Source organism: Mesorhizobium sp. ORM8.1 (assembly GCF_053005525.2).
Genome location: NZ_CM132600.1, coordinates 5,110,152 through 5,128,136 on the forward strand (window position 1 = coordinate 5,110,152; position 17,985 = coordinate 5,128,136).

Annotated in this window: 20 protein-coding genes; 13 read left to right on the forward strand and 7 right to left on the reverse strand. The window is 63.4% G+C overall.

What is annotated here, in order from left to right; genetic code table 11:
- The first annotated feature begins 126 nt into the window (after window positions 1-126).
- The gene (locus tag ACVDG8_RS25540) at window positions 127-840 is read left to right on the forward strand and encodes a hypothetical protein (RefSeq protein ID WP_455707266.1); all 714 of its coding nucleotides are present in this window, start codon (window positions 127-129) and stop codon (window positions 838-840) included.
- A 142-nt stretch (window positions 841-982) separates the two neighbouring features.
- Here ACVDG8_RS25540 and ACVDG8_RS25545 read toward each other — a convergent pair whose 3' ends face one another.
- On the reverse strand, window positions 983-1,351 hold the full coding sequence (locus ACVDG8_RS25545; RefSeq protein WP_447250912.1) for a YrdB family protein: 369 nt from the start codon (window positions 1,349-1,351) through the stop codon (window positions 983-985).
- A gap of 204 nt (window positions 1,352-1,555) precedes the next feature.
- Between ACVDG8_RS25545 and ACVDG8_RS25550 the strand changes: the two genes are divergently transcribed.
- The 6 genes from ACVDG8_RS25550 to ACVDG8_RS25575 all read left to right on the forward strand — a co-directional run bounded on the left by ACVDG8_RS25550 (window position 1,556) and on the right by ACVDG8_RS25575 (window position 7,406).
- Window positions 1,556-2,809: a sarcosine oxidase subunit beta gene (locus ACVDG8_RS25550; protein WP_447250913.1), complete on the forward strand. Its 1,254-nt coding sequence runs from the start codon at window positions 1,556-1,558 to the stop codon at window positions 2,807-2,809.
- Window positions 2,809-3,231, forward strand: coding sequence for a hypothetical protein (locus ACVDG8_RS25555; protein ID WP_447250914.1), 423 nt, complete (start codon window positions 2,809-2,811; stop codon window positions 3,229-3,231). Before ACVDG8_RS25550 ends, ACVDG8_RS25555 begins: the two co-directional genes overlap by 1 nt.
- 10 nt (window positions 3,232-3,241) lie before the next feature.
- Window positions 3,242-3,538 (forward strand): sarcosine oxidase subunit delta, encoded by a 297-nt coding sequence (locus ACVDG8_RS25560; RefSeq protein WP_447250915.1) that lies wholly within the window; start codon window positions 3,242-3,244, stop codon window positions 3,536-3,538.
- Complete coding sequence (locus ACVDG8_RS25565) at window positions 3,535-6,528, forward strand: sarcosine oxidase subunit alpha (RefSeq protein ID WP_447250916.1); 2,994 nt, start codon at window positions 3,535-3,537, stop codon at window positions 6,526-6,528. Before ACVDG8_RS25560 ends, ACVDG8_RS25565 begins: the two co-directional genes overlap by 4 nt.
- A 98-nt stretch (window positions 6,529-6,626) precedes the next feature.
- On the forward strand, window positions 6,627-7,103 hold the full coding sequence (locus ACVDG8_RS25570) for a sarcosine oxidase subunit gamma (protein WP_455707267.1): 477 nt from the start codon (window positions 6,627-6,629) through the stop codon (window positions 7,101-7,103).
- A gap of 78 nt (window positions 7,104-7,181) precedes the next feature.
- Window positions 7,182-7,406, forward strand: a complete 225-nt coding sequence (locus ACVDG8_RS25575) for a hypothetical protein (RefSeq protein WP_447250918.1) — start codon at window positions 7,182-7,184, stop codon at window positions 7,404-7,406.
- Window positions 7,407-7,493: 87 nt separating this feature from the next.
- Here ACVDG8_RS25575 and ACVDG8_RS25580 read toward each other — a convergent pair whose 3' ends face one another.
- The 6 genes from ACVDG8_RS25580 to ACVDG8_RS25605 form a co-directional block, all read right to left on the reverse strand.
- Window positions 7,494-7,724, reverse strand: coding sequence for a DUF680 domain-containing protein (locus ACVDG8_RS25580; protein ID WP_447250919.1), 231 nt, complete (start codon window positions 7,722-7,724; stop codon window positions 7,494-7,496).
- A 160-nt stretch (window positions 7,725-7,884) separates the two neighbouring features.
- A complete protein-coding gene (locus tag ACVDG8_RS25585; RefSeq protein ID WP_447250920.1) occupies window positions 7,885-8,529 on the reverse strand; it encodes a TetR/AcrR family transcriptional regulator in 645 nt (214 codons plus the stop codon).
- Window positions 8,530-8,700: 171 nt separating this feature from the next.
- Entirely contained in the window at window positions 8,701-9,477 is a 777-nt protein-coding gene (locus tag ACVDG8_RS25590; RefSeq protein ID WP_447250921.1) for an SDR family NAD(P)-dependent oxidoreductase, read from the reverse strand.
- A gap of 104 nt (window positions 9,478-9,581) precedes the next feature.
- On the reverse strand, window positions 9,582-10,640 hold the full coding sequence (locus ACVDG8_RS25595; RefSeq protein WP_447250922.1) for a phosphotransferase family protein: 1,059 nt from the start codon (window positions 10,638-10,640) through the stop codon (window positions 9,582-9,584).
- Window positions 10,637-11,122 carry a MaoC family dehydratase gene (locus ACVDG8_RS25600; protein ID WP_447257081.1) on the reverse strand — a complete coding sequence of 162 codons (486 nt, stop codon included), beginning with the start codon at window positions 11,120-11,122 and terminating at the stop codon, window positions 10,637-10,639. Before ACVDG8_RS25600 ends, ACVDG8_RS25595 begins: the two co-directional genes overlap by 4 nt.
- Window positions 11,123-11,161: 39 nt before the next feature.
- Window positions 11,162-11,977 (reverse strand): SDR family oxidoreductase, encoded by an 816-nt coding sequence (locus ACVDG8_RS25605; protein WP_447250923.1) that lies wholly within the window; start codon window positions 11,975-11,977, stop codon window positions 11,162-11,164.
- Between the two features lie 115 nt (window positions 11,978-12,092).
- Here ACVDG8_RS25605 and ACVDG8_RS25610 point away from each other — a divergent pair, with 115 nt between their 5' ends.
- From ACVDG8_RS25610 to ACVDG8_RS25635, 6 genes are all read left to right on the forward strand, one after another.
- A complete protein-coding gene (locus ACVDG8_RS25610; protein ID WP_447250924.1) occupies window positions 12,093-13,334 on the forward strand; it encodes an acyl-CoA dehydrogenase family protein in 1,242 nt (413 codons plus the stop codon).
- A 5-nt stretch (window positions 13,335-13,339) separates the two neighbouring features.
- Window positions 13,340-14,377 carry a zinc-binding dehydrogenase gene (locus ACVDG8_RS25615; protein ID WP_447250925.1) on the forward strand — a complete coding sequence of 346 codons (1,038 nt, stop codon included), beginning with the start codon at window positions 13,340-13,342 and terminating at the stop codon, window positions 14,375-14,377.
- Window positions 14,378-14,632: 255 nt separating this feature from the next.
- Complete coding sequence (locus ACVDG8_RS25620) at window positions 14,633-15,793, forward strand: glycosyltransferase 87 family protein (RefSeq protein WP_447250926.1); 1,161 nt, start codon at window positions 14,633-14,635, stop codon at window positions 15,791-15,793.
- Window positions 15,786-16,754, forward strand: coding sequence for a glycosyltransferase family 2 protein (locus ACVDG8_RS25625; RefSeq protein WP_447250927.1), 969 nt, complete (start codon window positions 15,786-15,788; stop codon window positions 16,752-16,754). Before ACVDG8_RS25620 ends, ACVDG8_RS25625 begins: the two co-directional genes overlap by 8 nt.
- Window positions 16,751-17,572, forward strand: coding sequence for a ChbG/HpnK family deacetylase (locus ACVDG8_RS25630; protein ID WP_447250928.1), 822 nt, complete (start codon window positions 16,751-16,753; stop codon window positions 17,570-17,572). The genes ACVDG8_RS25625 and ACVDG8_RS25630 overlap by 4 nt, the downstream gene beginning before the upstream one ends.
- Complete coding sequence (locus tag ACVDG8_RS25635) at window positions 17,569-17,979, forward strand: GtrA family protein (RefSeq protein ID WP_447250929.1); 411 nt, start codon at window positions 17,569-17,571, stop codon at window positions 17,977-17,979. The genes ACVDG8_RS25630 and ACVDG8_RS25635 overlap by 4 nt, the downstream gene beginning before the upstream one ends.
- Window positions 17,980-17,985: the final 6 nt, after the last annotated feature.

The following is a 17,985-nucleotide window of genomic DNA, read 5'->3' on the forward strand; positions in this document are numbered from 1 at the left end:
TGAGCCACCCGATACGTGCGAAGGCTGCGTTGGAGCTTGTTGACGCGCAATGGGTGAGACGCTACCAAGGTCTCGTTGAAATTTGCGGGTGGACGCGCCACCCATTCCAATGACCCCCAAGACATGATGAGCAAGTTGCTGGAACCCGGTTACGAGGGCGACGGCAAATTGGAAAACGACCTTCTATCCCAGTTCCACAAGGGCTTTCCGATGGAGAACCTCCGGCCGTTGCTGACATCCAGCAACGATCGGACGCAGACCGCCGCTGCTTTTTTGGCGTCTGAGATAAGCTCCAGGCTAAGCTTCAAGATGAATTGTGTTGTCGCCGAGATAGCGGACCTACTCGACAGCGAGGCCGTGCATGTTCGCTTTGATGCAATAGGGGCCCTGTTGGGATGCACGACTCCGGCAGACGGAGCCATTCTCGGCCGGGTGATGCTCAGGCTGGATGACGAGGCTTTCGGTGTCCGGTGGAAGGCAGCGGAGTTCATTCGCCTTGCGGACTGGTGGCAGCTGCGGCTCGCGATGGAAAATGCAGCCAACTTGTGCCCGGACTCGGCGTTCCCGATCTTGGCCAGGGCTCACGGCCAGTACTTCACAGCAACGACCAAGACAGTGCGGTGGCTGCTGGATCATCCGAACCCACTCGTGCGGCGCTTCGGTGCCGCCGTCGCAATCAGGCCGCGCTACGTGGTTGATGAGCAGTTCCTAGCGATGGCTGAAGCGTCGCATGATGTCGAAGTCAAGGAAATCGCGACAGCCTGTTATCGTGTCCAACTGACACCGGTCTACGCCGTCTGGTCTTCAACGTTGTCTAGGAAACGCGCGCCTTCCGCATAAGGCTCCCGCTTTGCATAGGTTGCGATTCGTGCCGTCTTTTTCGTCGCGGCGCAAAACGGCAATCGCCATCCCAAACAGCGCAAGGGTGGAAACGCTGTTTCGCTAGTCACGCCCCGCGCGCCGGGCGAGGCCAGTTAGTGACTTATTGCTTCAGCAGCCAACCGAGCCGGTCAAGCGAAAATGCGTAGCTGATGACGATCAGCAGAGCCATGATGATGCCAGCGGTCGTGTGGCCGGTCAGATAGAAACTAGCCGCACCGCCGAACAGGATGACCAATTCCAGCACCAGCCGCACCGTGCCCGGAACCGGTACCGGTGCGCGGCCAGACCGGCTCGGGTCGTTGAGCACCGCGAAAGTACCCCACAGCACGGCTGCAACAAACGGCAGGACCAGAGCGAGGACCCATCGCCACCATCCTTCGGACAGGTTCCAGCCCGCGATGCCGAGACCGAGCAAGGCGGCAAGCTCCAGCAGGAAGCGCAATGTCAGATTCCACCAGGCGTTGCCCATATTCGTCCTCCAGGATCTCGCGACAGGCATTGTGACTGAACGCAGCCACGGCAGCCAGCCCACATGCCTCTTCTTCAGCGCGGCGCAAAGCGGCAAGGGTCGTCGCAAACAGCGCAAGGATGGCAGCGCGGTTTCGCTAGTGATACACCTCGCGTGCCGGACGAGACCCGGCCGAATTCCGCGAGATTTGGGCGAGGCTGGAACGTGAAGAAATATTCGGTATTCGCGATTGCCCGCGAGGCCATGCGCGGCCACAAGGGCTGGGAAGAGCAGTGGTCCTCGCCAGAGCCGAAGAAGGAATATGACGTCATCATCGTCGGCGCCGGCGGCCACGGCCTGGCTACCGCCTATTATCTGGCCACGGTGCATGGCATCACCAATGTCGCGGTGCTGGAAAAGGGCTGGCTCGGCGGCGGCAACACCGGCCGCAACACCACCATCATCCGCTCCAACTACCTCTATGACGAAAGCGCGGGCATCTACGATCATGCGCTGAAGCTGTGGGACGGGCTCTCCCAGGAGCTCAACTACAACGTCATGTATTCGGCACGCGGCGTGATGATGCTTTCGCATAACGTGCACGACGTGCAGGTGGCCAAGCGCCATGTCCACGCCAACCGCCTCAATGGCATCGACAATGAATGGCTGACGCCGGAGCAGGCGAAGGCATTCTGCCCGCCGCTCAACATTTCAAAGGATGCCCGCTATCCTGTGATGGGCGCCGCGCTGCAGCGGCGCGGCGGCACGGCGCGCCATGACGCGGTCGCCTGGGGTTATGCGCGCGGCGCTTCGGCGCGCGGCGTGCACATCATCCAGAATTGCGAGGTCACCGGCATCAAGCGCGCGGCGGACGGCGCGGTCAGCGGCGTCGAGACGACGCGCGGCTTCATCGGCGCCAAGAAGGTCGGCGTGGTCGCCGCCGGCCATTCCTCGGTGATCATGGATATGGCCGGCGTGCGCATGCCGCTGGAAAGCTATCCGCTGCAGGCGCTGGTGTCGGAGCCGATCAAGCCGGTGGTGCCTTGCGTGGTCATGTCGAACACCGTGCACGCTTATATCTCGCAGTCCGACAAGGGCGAGCTGGTCATCGGCGCCGGCACCGACCAGTACATCTCCTATTCGCAGACCGGCGGCCTGCACATATTGCAGCATACGCTCGACGCCATCTGCGAGATGTTCCCGATCTTCACGCGCATGAAGATGCTGCGCTCCTGGGGCGGCATCGTCGACGTCACGCCCGACCGTTCGCCGATCCTGGCCAAGACGCCGGTGCAAGGCCTCTACGTCAATTGCGGCTGGGGCACGGGCGGCTTCAAGGCGACACCCGGTTCGGGCCATGTCTTTGCCCACACCATCGCCAAGGACGATCCGCATCCGATCAACGCGCGATTCACGCTCGAGCGCTTCCGCACCGGCCGTCTCATCGACGAAGCGGCCGCGGCGGCGGTGGCGCACTGATGATGAGTGAGCTGGCTGTCGCGATGCCGCTGGTGCTCGCCGGCGAACAGGGGATGTTCCACATCCCTTCGGCGCGCGAGGTGCGCATCCAGGAAATCAGCCGCGAGGACCACGAGACGGACTGGCCGTTCTCGATCGACGACGGCGTGCTCACCTGCGTCTGGAGCGGTGGCCAAAAGCTGGTGATGTTTTTCGAGAACAGGCCAAAAGACCTGCCGGAAGGCGAGCCCTTCCAGCCGCGAGGGGTCATCGTCACCACCGACCCGATGCAGTTGACGCTCGGCAACATGGCGAACCGCGCTCTGTTCAAATCCTCGGCCAGTGTCGAGGAACGCATGCGGCTTGTCGCGCCCTACGCGGCGCTCGGCCAGAGGCTTTGCGATCAACCGGCCGGCGCGCGCGTCGGCCATGGCGAATTGTAGGATCAACCAGATGCTTCTCATCCGCTGTCCCTATTGCGAGGAAGAGCGCCCGGAACTCGAATTCCGCAATGCCGGCGAGGCGCATATCGCGCGCTCGGCCAACATTGCCGGCGAGAGCGCCGACGATTTCGAAAAATTCTTCTTCATCCGCTCGAACCCCAAGGGCGTGATCTATGAGCGCTGGCGCCACATCCATGGCTGCGCACGCTTCTTCAACGCCGTGCGCGACACCGTCACCGACAAGTTCGTCATGACCTACAAGGCCGGCGAGCCGAAGCCGGCGAAGCTGCCTGGAGCCTCGAAATGAACGCCGCGTTCCGCATCTCCGGCGCCGGTCGCCTCAGCCAGGCCAAGACGGCCTCGTTCAGCTTCGACGGCAAGTCCTACGGCGGCATCGAAGGCGACACGCTTGCCTCGGCGCTGCTTGCCAATGGCGTGCATCTGGTCGGCCGCTCGTTCAAGTACCATCGGCCGCGCGGCTTCCTGTCGGCCGGCGCGGAGGAGCCCAACGCGCTGGTGCAGATCGTGCGCGACGATGCGCGCAAGACGCCCAATGTGCGGGCGACCGTGCAGGAGCTCTATGACGGGCTGACCGCCAATTCGCAGAACCGCTGGCCTTCGCTTGCCTTCGACGTCGGCGCGGTCAACGACCTTGCGTCCCCGATGTTTTCGGCCGGCTTCTACTACAAGACCTTCATGTGGCCGAAGTCGGCCTGGAAGAACCTCTATGAGCCCAAGATTCGCGCCGCGGCCGGGCTTGGCGTTTCCCCCGACAAGCCCGATCCGGACCACTACGCGGCGCGCTATGCGCATTGCGAAGTGCTGGTGCTGGGCGGCGGCGCCGCCGGCATTGCCGCAGCCCTTGCCGCGGCCGAGACCGGCGTGCGCGTGATCCTCGCCGACGAGCATGCCGAATTCGGCGGCAGCCTGCGCTTCGAAAGCGGCGCGAAGATCGACGGCGAGAACGGCTATGCCTGGGCGCAAAGCGCGATCGCCAAGCTCAAGGCGATGGACAATGTGCGCGTGCTGTCGCGCACGACGGCCTTTGGCTATTACGCGCAGAATTTCGTCGGCCTGGTCGAGCGGGTCAGCGACCATGTCAAGAACCCCGGTCGGGAGCTCGCGCGTGAACGCCTGTGGCAGGTCCGCGCGAACAGAGTCGTGATCGCGACCGGCGCCATCGAGCGCCATATGGTGTTCGCCAACAACGACCGTCCGGGCGTCATGCTGGCATCGGCGGCTCGCACCTACCTCAACCACTATGGCGTCGCCGTCGGCAAGAATGTCGGCGTCTATACGGCCAATGATTCCGCCTACGCCGCCGCAATCGATTTGAAGAAGGCCGGCGTCAATGTCGCCGCGATCGTCGACCTGCGCGACAACCCGACCGGACCGGTGATCGATGAGGCGAGGGGGCTTGGCATCGAGGTCAATTTCGGCCGTGCGGTGATCCGCGCCGGCGGGAAATTGCGCGTCTCCTCGATGACGGTGCAGCCGAAGAATGGCGGCGGCGAGCGCACGATTGCCGTCGACGCGATCCTGATGTCGGCCGGCTGGACGCCATCGGTGCATCTGTTCTCGCAGTCGCGCGGCAAGGTTGCCTTCAACGACGAGACCAAGCGCTTCGTGCCCGGGACGTACGCGCAGGATTGTATGTCGGTCGGCGCCTGCAACGGCACCGACGGACTGGCCGCCTCGGTCGACGAGGCTTACGCGGCCGGCGCCAAGGCGGCGAAGGATGCCGCCGGCAAGGTCGGCAAGGGCGCCAAGCCGAAGGTCGATGCCGGCGAGAGCTGGTCGCGCGGCATGCTGGGCGCCGCGCCCGGCGCCGGGCCGGACACGACGGTCAAGGCCTTCGTCGATTTCCAGAACGACGTCACCGCCAAGGACATCCGCCAGGCGGTGCATGAAGGCATGCACTCGATCGAGCACGTCAAGCGTTTCACCACCAACGGCATGGCGACCGACCAGGGCAAGACGTCCAACATGCACGGCCTGGCGATCGCGGCAGAGACGCTCGGCAAGCCGATCCCGCAGGTCGGCCTGACGACCTTCCGCGCACCCTATACGCCGGTGACCTTCGGCTCGATCGTCGGCCACGCGCGCGGCGCGTTGTTCGACCCGACGCGCCGCACCGCGACGCATGGCTGGGCGGCATCGCAACGTGCTGTGTTCGAGGATGTCGGCCATTGGAAGCGCGCCTGGTATTTTCCGAAGACGGGCGAGGACATGCATGCCGCCGTCGACCGCGAATGCGTGACGGTGCGCAAGGTTGGCGGCCTGTTCGACGCTTCGACGCTGGGCAAGATCGAGGTCGTCGGCCCGGACGCCGCCAAGTTCATGGAACTGCTCTACACCAACCCGTGGGAGAAGCTGGAGACCGGCCGCTGCCGCTACGGCATCATGCTGCGCGAAGACGGCTTCATCTATGACGACGGCGTCGTCGGCAGGCTGGCGCCGGACCGTTTCCATGTGACGACGACGACGGGTGGTGCGCCGCGCGTCATGAACCATATGGAAGACTATCTCCAGACCGAATTCCCGCACTTGAATGTCTGGCTAACCTCGATCACCGAGCAATGGGCCGTGATCGCGGTGCAGGGGCCGAAGTCGCGCGACATTATCGCGCCGCTGGTCGAATGCATCGACATGTCGGACGAGGCGATGCCGCATATGTCGGTGCGCGAGGGCAAGATCTGCGGCGTGCCGACCAGGCTGTTCCGCATGTCCTTCACCGGCGAGCGCGGTTTTGAAGTCAATGTGCCCGCAGACTATGGCGAAGCGGTCTGGGAAGCGCTGTGGGCCGAAGGCCAGAAGCATGGCGCAACCGCCTACGGCACCGAGGCGATGCATGTGCTGCGCGCCGAAAAAGGCTACATTATCGTCGGCCAGGATACCGACGGCACGGTGACGCCGAACGATGCCGGGCTCGATTGGGCGGTCGGCAAGAAGAAGACCGACTTCGTCGGCATTCGCGGCCTGGCTCGCGCGGACTTGGTCGCCAAGGGCCGCAAGCAGCTTGTCGGCTTGAAGACCAAGGACCCGAAGGTGGTGCTGGAAGAAGGCGCGCAGATCGTCGACGATCCCAAGCAGCCGATCCCGATGAAGATGATCGGCCACGTCACCTCCAGCTACTGGTCGGAAAATTGCGGCCGCTCGATCGCGCTGGCGCTGGTCGCCGGCGGCCGCGACCGCATGGGCGAGACGCTTTACGTGCCGATGCCGAACGGCACGATCGAGGTCGAGGTCACCGGCATGGTGTTCGTCGACGAGAAGGGGGAGCACCTCAATGGCTAAAGCCGCTGCCAGGACTAAAATCACGGCCCTCGCCTTCCGTCGAGCGTCGTCCGGCGCTGGCCGGCCGCACGCTGTCGGCACAGGGCGTCAAGGTCGAGATGCTACCGCCGGCAGAGCGCGTTTCGCTGCGCGCGCCGCAGGCTTGGCTCGCGGCACTCTCCAAGGCGCTCGGCGTGACGCTGCCGACGAGGCCGAAAACCTCGGCGACGAAGGCCGGCCGCACGGTGCTGTGGCTCGGCCCGGACGAATGGATGATCATCGACGAGGCCGGCAACGATCCGCTCGCCGATTGCGCCAAGGTTTCAGCGCTGCATTCGGCGGTCGGGATCTCGCATCGCAATGTCGGGATTTCCGTTGCCGGTCCGGCAGCCGCCGTGACGGTCGGTTCGGCCTGCCCGCAGGATCTTTCCCTCGAAGCGTTCCCGGTCGGTGCTGCCTCGCGCACCATCCTCGGCAAGTCCGAGATCCTGCTGTTGCGCACCGCGCCCGATACGTTCCGGGTGGAGTGCTGGCGTTCCTTCTCGGACTATGTTTTTACTCTGCTATCGGAAGCGGCAGGCGACGCGGCGAACTGACCCTTCGGCCACGGTCCGGAAGGACTGAGGAACCTTCGCCGATCCGTATCGTTTCTGCGGCCAGCGAGGGAGAAATCGATGCCATCCAAATCCGCGCCGAAATCGCCAAAGAAGACTGCGGCCGTCCGTTCACTGGAGCATGAGAGGCATCACGAGATTGAGGAAGAGGAGCTCGAGGAAGGTCTCGAGGATACTTTTCCCGCCAGCGATCCGGTGTCGATCACCAGCACCGCCATCCCCGGCGCGCCGGCCAAACCTGGCAAGGCCAAGGTCGTGTCCGGGAAGAAAACACCCAAGAAATAGCGCTCGGCAAATCGCTCTGGGCGATAGGTAAAACGAAAAGGGCGGCCAAGTGCCGCCCGTTTTCGTTTGAGGTCCTGGCGATGAAACTTACAGGCCAGGCACGAACCAAGGATTCACGTCGATGCCGAGGCGCGGGCCCTTGGCGGTCTCGTTCTTGGTGGCGTCCGCCTTTTCGACCGAACCGGTCGAGGTGCAATCGAGCGTCACGTTGGCCTGGGCGCAGGCGGCAGGGGCATGCTTGACCGGCTGGTTCGCACCGGCAAAAGCGGCGCCCGAGAAAGCCAGCACGGCGGCGAGGGTGAGAATGGTTTTCTTCATTTTCCGTCTCCAGTAGATTTTTGTACATGTACGATACGATGTACAAATACGGTTAACGGAAACGAAGTTCAAGGGGAAAACTGTACGCGTACGACAAATTTTTTTGAACATTGAAATTTGCTGGCGCGGATCAAGCGATCGCCGCGCAAAGCCGAGGCTATCAGCAGTCGAGCGGTGTTTCGGTGAGCGGAGGGATGTCCTGCGTGGACAGTGAGGCCACCATGAAGTTGCACATGCGCTTCACGTAGGCCTCCGGGTCACCGAACGGATAGAAAGGAAAGGTGATCAGCAACGAGATCGTGCCGTGGCCGACGGTCCACAGCATGGTGGCGATGGCGCGCGGATCGCCCTTGAGCTTGCCGGCGGCGACACAGGCCTCGACGCGTTTGATCAGCACCTTCATGGCCGGATTGCCTTCCTCCATGTCCTCATAGCTGCGGCCTTCCGGCAGCTTGGTCTTTTCGGTCATGAAGACGGTGCGATACTCATTGGGGTTGCCGAGCCCAAAGGCGGCATATTCGGCCATCACCGCCTTGAGCGCCTCGACAGGATCGTTGGCGGGACGCTCCTCGATGCGTCTCGCCAGCCTTTCGAAGGCATCCTCGGCGAGCGCGAACAGGATGTCCTGCTTGTCGGCGAAATAGGAATAGACCGACATCGGCGCATAGCCGACCCGCTTGGCAAGCTTGCGGATGGTCAGCCCTTCATAGCCTTCTTCCTGAACAAGCTTGTGGGCCGCTGCGACCAGTTCGGAACGAAGCTCGGCTTTCTGTTTTTCGCGGCGTTTCTGAACGCTGAGCGCCACTATTCGCCTGCCTTGTTGGTTGGTTGCCTCACGAAATTATATACGCTGTACGGAAACGGACAAGGGCGCAGACGGGTTCCGCAACGTCTATGCCAAGCGCGCCAGGACAAAATCAGGGGACGTGCTTTACGATTTGTTATCCGATCCGCTGTCGCTCCCGCGCGACACGCATCAGATAGCGCCGATACCGCCGTCGAGCGCCAGCGTATGGCCGGTCATGAAAGAATTGGCCGGATCGGCGAGGAACAGGATTCCGGCGATGATCTCGTCGACCTCGGCCACCCGCTTCATCGGCACGCCGCGCGTCAACTCGGCGAGCGCGTCAGCCTCCGGCGCGCCCGTCGAGCGGACAAAGCCGTCGACCATCGCGGTCCTGGTGTGGGCCGGACAGACGGCGTTGATGCGCAGGCCCTTGCTGGCATACTCGACCGCGGCCGACTTCGTCAGCCCGACCACGCCATGCTTGGCGGCAGCATAGACGGAAAGCTTCGGGGCGCCGGAGAGACCAGCAACAGAGGCCACGTTGACGATGACGCCGCCCTTGCCGCTGTCCTTGAACTGCCGTTCCATCCGCGGGATCTGGTGCTTCATGGCGTAAAAGACGCCAAGCAGGTCGATCTCAATCACGCGGCGCGCTTCGTCCGACGTCACCTGCGGCAGGCGCACGAAGCTGTGCACGATGCCGGCATTGTTGACCGCGATGTCGAGCTGGCCGAATTTTTCGACGGCAAGCTCGACCAGATCCTCGGACAATGTCTCGTCGCCGATGTTGCCGGCAAGGATCGCCGTCTCGGCGTCGAGCGTTACCGCGAAATCCTTGAGCGCTGCCTCGTCAAGATCAGAGAGAACCAGCCGTGCGCCCTCGGCGGCGAAGGCTTTTGCCGCGCCGCTGCCGAGGCCGCCCGTCGCGCCGGTGATGAGTACGGTCGCCCCGTTGAAACGGCCCATTGGTCCGCTCTCCGCTTTATCTCTTTGTTTTTACGCAATTCCGGACGGAGGGTTACGGCGAAGTCGCCGAACTTAACCGCTCCGCACTTTTCCTGGAATTTGCTCTAGCTCTTCTTGTCGATCAATTCCACCGCGAGCGCGGCGAGCAGTTTTACCGCCTGGCCGTAGGTCTTTGCCTTCTCCGGGTTGGACGCGTTGCCGTCGAGCGCGCGGCGGTAGACGCCTTGGCAGATCGCCGCCAGCCGGAAGAAGGAAAAAGCCAGGAAAAAGGCCCAGTTGCCGATGCCGTCGATCCCGCGCCTGCGGCAATAGGCCGAGACATAGGCCTCTTCGGACGGCAGGCCGAGCGCCGCGCGGTCGACGCCGCCAAGGCCGCGAAAGCCGGAAGCATGCGGCAGCCGCCATTGCATGCATTGATAAGCGATGTCGGCAAAGGGGTGGCCGAGCGTGGACAATTCCCAGTCGAGCACCGCAATGACCTGAGGTCCGTCATTGCCAAACATCATGTTGTCCAGCCGGTAGTCGCCATGCACCAGCGAAACGCGGCCGTCATCGGCCGGCATATGGGTTTCCAGCCAGCCGATCAGCCGATCCATGTCGGCGATCCTGTCCGTTTCGGAGGCCCGGCATTGGCTGGTCCAGCGGGCGAACTGCCGCTCGAAATAACTGCCCGGCTTGCCGAAATCACCGAGGCCGACGGCCTTGACATCGACATCGTGCAAGGCGGCGAGCGTCGCGTTCATCGCGTCATAGATTGCCGCCCGCTCATCATTGTTCGGCGCGTCCGGCAGCGACGGGTCCCAGAAGATGCGGCCGTCAAGAAACTCCATGACATAGAACATGCGGCCGATCGGCGTCGCTTCATTCGAAAGATGCAGCATGCGCGGCACCGGCACCGCCGTGCCGGCAAGCGCCTGCATCACCCGGAATTCACGGTCGACCTGGTGCGCCGATTTCAAGAGCTGTCCGGGCGGCTTGGCGCGCAGCACATAGCGGCCGCTGGCGGCCGTCAACAGATAGGTCGGGTTGGATTGTCCGGATTTGAATTTCTCGATCGCGGAAAGCCCGGCGAAACCCGGGACATGCGCCTCGAGATAAGGCGCAAGCGCTGACTGGTCGATCGCAAGCGACGACTGATTCAGCGCATTGGCATCGCCGGTCATGCGGTCTCTGGCTGCCGCTCGATCAGCGTCAGGGTTAGCCAGCGCGCCGTCAGTGCCGGCTTTTTCGATCCCTCGATCTCGATGGTCACGTCATGCGCGGTCTGCACCCAACCGGACGGCCTCACCTTGACGTCAGCCAGCACGAAGTGGGTACGGATACGCGAACCGGTCTTTACCGGCGACAGGAAGCGCAGCGTGTCGAAACCGTGATTGACGCCCATCTTGGTGTTTTCGATCGGCGGCATGGTCTCGAAGGTCATCGCCGACAACAGCGACAGCGACAGGAAACCATGCGCGATGGTGCCGCCGAACGGCGTCTCACGCGCCGCGCGCTCGGGATCGCAATGGATGAACTGGTGGTCGTCCGTGGCGTCAGCGAACTGGTCGATCATGCGCTGCGTCACCGTTCGCCAGGGCGAGATGCCGACTTCCTTGCCGACGCTTGCCAGAAGCAGATCCAGACTGATCGGTTCCACGCTGATGTCCTCCCACCCCGCCCGGATAACCTTTACCGGGCACCTTCATTCCTTGAACAATGTCATTCCATGCTGAACCGACTGGCCGCCGTCGATCGGCAGGATGGCGCCGGTGACATAGCTGCCGGCACGGCTGCACAAATAAAGCGTTGCGCCGGCAATGTCATCCGCTACGCCGATGCGTCCGAGCGGAACATGGTTGCCGACATGTTTAGCTTGCGCCTTGGTGGCCGTCGCAAAGGCCGTCATGCGGCTCTGGAAGGGGCCAGGCGCAAAGGCGTTGACGGTGATGCGACGGGCGGCGAACTCGAGCGCCAGCGTGCGCGTCAAATGGTGAACCGCGGCCTTCGAGGCGGTGTAGGAATAGGCGTCGTCGGCAAGCGGCTGAGTGCCCATCACCGAACCCAGATTGATCACGCGGGCCGGATCCTCGTCGCTCGCCGCCGCGTCGAGCAGCGGCAGCAGTTCCCTGGTCAGGTGGAAGACGGCGGTGACGTTGACGCCGAACACCTTGGCCCAGGCGCTATAGGGGAATTCCTGCAGCGGCGCGCCCCAGGAGATACCGGCATTGTTGACCAGGATGTGCAGCCGCTCGGTGCGCGCTTTCACCTCCGCGACAAGGGCCGCGATGCCTGCCTCGCTGGACACGTCGCCGGTGAAGCCTTCGGCATGGCCCGAGCCGCCGAGCGCGTTCAGGTCGTTGGCGACCTTGACGCAGTCCTCGCCCTTGCGCGAGGCGATCATCACGCTGGCGCCGGCGCGTACCAGGCCGGTCGCCACCATGCGGCCGATGCCGGTCGCGGCACCCGTCACCAACGCGGTCTTGCCGGTGACCGAGAACAGCTTGTCCAGATAACTCATAGCACTCCTCCGCATGCCTCGGCCGAACCGGCGAGGGGACTCGCGTTGACAAGGCTAGCCGAAGTACGGTCATCCTTGCCACGGGTAAAGATTTATCTGCGAAAGGGTCGATGCGATGGCGGACATGAATCTCGGCATCACCGAGCGGCTGAGGCCGATCCATCAGCGCGTGGCCGCGATGGTGCGTGACGAAATTGCGCCGCTCGGCGAGGAATTTCTGGCCGAGGTCGGCAAAGGCGGCGACCGCTGGGCCTATACAGCCAGGCAGACGGAAATTCTGGAAGGTTTGAAGAAGACCGCACGCGAGCGCGGACTGTGGAATTTCTGGCTGACCGATTCGGCGCGCGGCTACGGTCTTTCCACAGTCGAATACGCTTACCTTGCGGAAGAAATGGGCAAGGCGCATCTGGGCGCCGAGACCTTCAATTGTTCGGCGCCCGACACCGGCAATATGGAGGTGCTGGAGCGGTATGGGTCCGAGGACCACAAGCGGCAGTGGCTTGAGCCGTTGCTCGAAGGCCGGATCCGCTCGGCCTATCTGATGACCGAGCCGGATGTGGCGTCGTCGGACGCGACCAACATTGCGATGCGCTGCGAGCGGCGCGGCGACGACTATGTGCTCAACGGCGAAAAATGGTGGGCGTCCGGCGCCGGCGATCCGCGCTGCGCCATCTACATCGTGATGGTCCGTACGGGCTCGGACGAGGAACCGCAGCATCGCCGGCATTCGATGGTGTTGGTGCCCGCGGACAGCAAGGGCGTCACCAAAATCCGCGCCATGCAGGTCTATGGCGAGGACGACGCGCCGCACGGCCATATGCATCTGAGGTTCGAGAATGTGCGGGTGCCGGCGGCGGACCTGATCCTTGGCGAGGGCAGGGGCTTCGAAATCGCGCAAGGACGGCTAGGTCCTGGCCGCATCCATCATTGCATGCGCGCCATCGGCCAGGCCGAGATGGCGCTGGAGATGCTGTGCCAGCGCTCGGTGCGGCGCGAGGCCTTCGGTCAGCCTCTGGCCAAGCTCGGCGCCAATTTCGACATCATCGCAGAATGCCGCATGGAGATCGAGATGGCGCGGTTGCTCTGCCTCAAGGCGGCGTGGATGATCGACCAGGGCGATGCGCGCGCCGCCGCCCCCTGGATCAGCCAGATCAAGGTGGTAGCACCCCGCGTGGCGCTGAAAGTCACCGACGAGGCGGTGCAGATGTTCGGCGCGCAAGGCATCAGCCAGGATACTCCACTCGCCCGCTCATGGACGCATCTCAGGACGCTGCGGCTTGCCGACGGACCGGACGCGGTGCACCGGCGCCAGGTGGCGCGCACGGAACTGAAGAGATACACGCAGGAAAAGGTCTGACCATCATGGCGCTTCCGTCGGAAATGAAGGGCCTGCTGCTTGTCGGCGATGGCTATACCAGGACGCCCTCGGCCGCCGCGCTGGAGGCGATGGAGCCTTATCTTCAGCCGGGTCGCATCGCTGTGCCCAAGCCGGGGCCGACACAAGCGCTGATCAAGGTCAGCCTCGCCTCGATCAATCCTTCGGATATTGCCTTCATCAAGGGCCAATACGGCCAGCCGCGTGTGAAGGGCCGGCCGGCCGGCTTCGAAGGCGTCGGAATTGTCGTTGCCACCGGTGACGACGCCTATGCAAAAAGCCTCGACGGCAAGCGTGTCGCCTTCGCCACCGGCGTGTCGAACTGGGGTGCCTGGGCCGACTACGCCGTCGCCGAGGCCATATCCTGCATTCCGCTGCTCGACACGGTGCGCGATGAGGACGCTGCCGCGATGATCGTCAATCCGCTGACTGCTTTAGCTATGTTCGACATCGTCAGAGAGGCTGGCGAGAAGGCTTTTATCATGACCGCCGGCGCCAGCCAGCTCTGCAAGCTGATCATAGGGCTGGCCAAGGAAGCAGGCTTCCGGCCGATCGTGACCGTGCGTCGCGACGAGCAGATAGAACTGCTCAAAGAGCACGGCGCCGCCCATGTGCTCAACGAAAAGGCGGTCGATTTCGAAGCCTCGCTGCGCGAAGTGATCAAGGCCGAGCAGCCGCGCATCTTCCTCGACGCGGTCACCGGCCCGCTGGCATCGCTCATTTTCAACGCCATGCCGAAACGCTCGCGCTGGATCATCTATGGTCGGCTCGATGCCGAGCCGACGGTGATCCGCGAACCTGGCCAGATGATCTTCCAGCACAAGCATATTGAGGGCTTCTGGCTCGTCGAATGGATGCGGCAGTTCCGCGACAGGCTGGGCGCGGCCGTGCTGGAGGCGCAGAAGCGCTTTTCCGACGGACGCTGGTCGACGGATGTCACCGCGGTGGTGCCATTCGATGAGGCGATGGCGCGGCTGCCCACGGAACTGGCCAAGCCGAACGGCAAGGTTTTCATCAGGCCATAGAGAAAATTTCCACCGTGATCGTCGGCTACGCGGGGTCACACGGGAGTCCAAAATATCGAACACAGAGCTGTGATACACCTCACAAACCCTCGAAAAAGCCGGAATTCCGGGGTCTGCAGCCTGGCGCTTGCACATTTTCCGGGTGCCACAAGCCGGCGCTCTATGCCGCGCTGACTGCTCCGTGATATGTCGCCGGCCCTGAAGCCCGGACGATGATGGGAAAAATCGTCCTGACCGGAGTATGGGGTGATGACGATGACCAAACCGGTTTTCGACCGTCTGGGACTTTGGCTGTGGATCGGGGCGTTCGTGATCGTCCAGATCATGGCCTGGCATGCGCCGGACGCCCGTTCGGTCGTTTTCGTCTACCGAAATGGCTCCGAAGCCTTTATCGCTGCCCGTCCGCTCTACCATGTCGAACTGGCGATGGGTTACCTCTACGCGCCCGCCTTCGCGGCCCTCTACGTCCCGCTGCTGAAGCTTGGTCCGTATGTCGGCGATACGTTGTGGCGGATGCTGTGCTTCGGTGTGCTCACGCTGGCCGCTGTTCGCCAGGTGCGCAAGATCGGCGGCTCCGACCAGGCATGGCGCCTCTCCTACGCCCTGTTCCTGGCGCTGCCGCTGTCCCTCGGCGCGGTGCGCAACGGCCAGTCGACGATCCTTCTGGCCGGTGCTTGTTGGCTCCTCACTCTTTCGGCGCTTGAAGGGCGCCGCGCGGAAACCTTCCTCTGGGCCTCGCTTGCCATCATCGCCAAGCCGACGGCCTTGGTCATGCTGCTGCTGGCCGGCGCGCTGCGGCCCCGGCTTATTCCGGTGCTTTTGCTGGCGGTGGCGGTGGTGCTCGCCATCCCTTACGCCTTTGCATCCACGGGCTATATCAACGCCCAATATGCGGATTTCTTCCGCATGGTGACCTCGATGGCGGTCGACCATACCGGCCCGTTCGTTGCCACGGATTTCACCGCACCTTTTGCCACCATCGGGCTGCTGATCCCCGAGTTTGACGCAACGATCGTGCGCGCAATCGCGGCATTGCTTACGCTTTGGATCGTGCTCCAGTTCGACCGCAGGCTGGACACAAATGTCCGGGGGCTCGCCATTTTCCTGGTGGCGGCATTCTACATGTGCGTGTTCAATCCGCGCGTCGAGCCGAACACCTATGCCATGGTGGCGGTTCCCGCCGGCCTCTCGGTCGCTTTGCTGTGGCAGGACGAGAAAGCCGCATCCATGCGCTGGTTTGTGGCCGTCCTGCTATTCCTTACGGGTCTAACCAGCCTTACCCGCGATATGCACAACTTCTTCCACCCTTGGTTCCGACCGATCAGCGTCACCATCATCGCCTGCATGCTCATCGGCTGGTTCTGGACGAAGGTTCGCGAAAAGGTGGCTGAGACAAGGTCCATCGCGCATGGCTGAAACGCTCGACATCATCGCGCCGTTTCTTAACGAAGCCGAATCCGCGGTCGCCTTCGTCGGATTGCTCGACAAGCTCGAGGCGGCGGTAGCCGAGCGCTTCGGAATGTCGGTCCGCAAGATACTGGTCGATGACGGCAGCCGCGATGGCGGCGCCGAAAGATTCGCCGCCGCGCTGTCCGGCTCCTGGGAGGTAGTGCGGCTCAGCCGCAATTTCGGCAAGGAAGCGGCGGTGCTCGCCGGTCTCGACCATTCGCGTGGCGACATGGTCCTGATCATGGATTCCGATCTCCAGCATTCGATGGAGATCAGCCTGACAATGATCGGCGAACTGGTCGAGAATGCGCATATCGATGTCGTCTACGCCCAGAACGACCGGCGTGAGGCGAGCTGGCGGCGCAGCCAGATGGCGCGGCTGTTCTACAAGCTGATCAACAGCAGCCAGCGCTTCGATATCCCAGAGAATGCCGGCGACTTCCGCGTCATGCGCGCCGCCGTTGTGCGGGCCCTGGTCAGCGTGCGCGACAAGCGGCGCTTCAACAAGGGCCTGTTCGCTTGGGCCGGCTTCAACCAGAAAGCGATGCTCTACACGCCCGAGAACCGGGTGAGCGGCACATCGAAATGGAACCGGCTGAACCTGATCGCTTTTTCGCTGGAAGGGTTCACCTCCTTTTCGGTGATCCCGCTGCGCATCATCAGTCTCATCGGAATGCTGGCGGCATTTGCCGGTCTGGCCTACGGCGTGAAGGTGCTTTTCGAGGTGCTGTTCTACGGCATCTCCGTGCCCGGTTACCCAAGCCTGATGGTCGCCGTGGTGTTGCTGGGCGGGCTCAACCTGACCCTGCTTGGCCTGATCGGCGAATATGTCTGGGTCACACTCAGTGAAAGCAAGGACCGGCCGGTCTATATCGTGCGCGATGTCCTGCATGGCGGTGGCGCCGAACAGGCGACCGCCGGCAAATGACCAGATCGATCCGCCTGATCGCCGACGATTACGGCCTGGCGCCCGGTGTATCGAATGGCATCCTCGACCTCATCGACCGCTGCCGCCTGACAGGCACCAGTTGCATGACCGGTTTTCCCGAATGGGAACAGGAAGCGCGGCGCATAAGGCCTCTCCGCAACAGGGCGGCGATCGGATTGCATCTGACCCTTACCGACCAGATCGCCGTGACCGGTCCGTCGAGCCTGGCGCCGGATGGCAGGCTGCCGCCGCTTGGCTCGCTGGCGCTGCCGATCCGCCGCGGCCGCTTCGATGCACGCGACGTGCACGCCGAACTCGATGCCCAGTATGACCGCTTCATCGAAGCGCTGGGTGGCCCTCCCGACTTCATCGACGGGCACCAACACGTGCATTTCCTGCCGGTGGTGCGCAAATGGCTGCTGGCGCGCTTCGCGACGGCCACGGACAGGCCGGCGCTGCGCGGCGCACCGGTGCTGGCCAGCCTGGATGCCGCGGCGCCCAAGATCGCGGCGATCGCGGCCTTAGCCGCGGGCTTCAACAAGACGATGCAACGCGCGGGCTTTGCCGTCATGACACCGCTTTCCGGTATCTATGACTGGCGGCAGCCGGAGAAATTCGCTCCGACGCTGAGCGCCGCATTGACGAGTTTGCCGGAGCAAGGGTTGTTCATGTGCCATCCAGGCCATGTCGACGAAACGCTGCGCGCGCGAGACGTCATGCAAGGCGCGCGCGAGGTCGAGTTCGCGGTTCTGGGCTCAGAGGATTTCGGCGCCAGCTTGGACCGGGCCGGAGCCCGCGTCATGAGCTGCAGCGCATGAGCGACGCCGGCCAACCGCAACGTTCGACCGGCAGCAAGATCCTCCGCTTCGCCTTGGTGGGGTTGGCGAACACCTGCATCGATCTTGCCGCGTTTTTCCTACTGCTCAGGCTCGCCATGCCGCCTTTGGCCGCCAATGTCGCGGCCTGGTTCGTTGCCGTCGTTTTCTCCTTCGTGGCAAATGGCTTCTGGTCGTTCGAACGGGACCCGGGCATCCGGCTGCACCATTCGTTCCTGCGCTTCGTCTCACTCGGCGCGCTGATTTCGCTTGGCGTGTCCAGCCTCTCGATCGCCGTGCTGGCGGGGACCGTCGGCGTATGGCCGGCAAAGATCGGCGGCGTGATTGTGGCCGCCGTGCTGAACTTCCTGGCGGCGCGCTGGTCGATCGAGGGCCGGCTGCTGAAGTAAGAAATC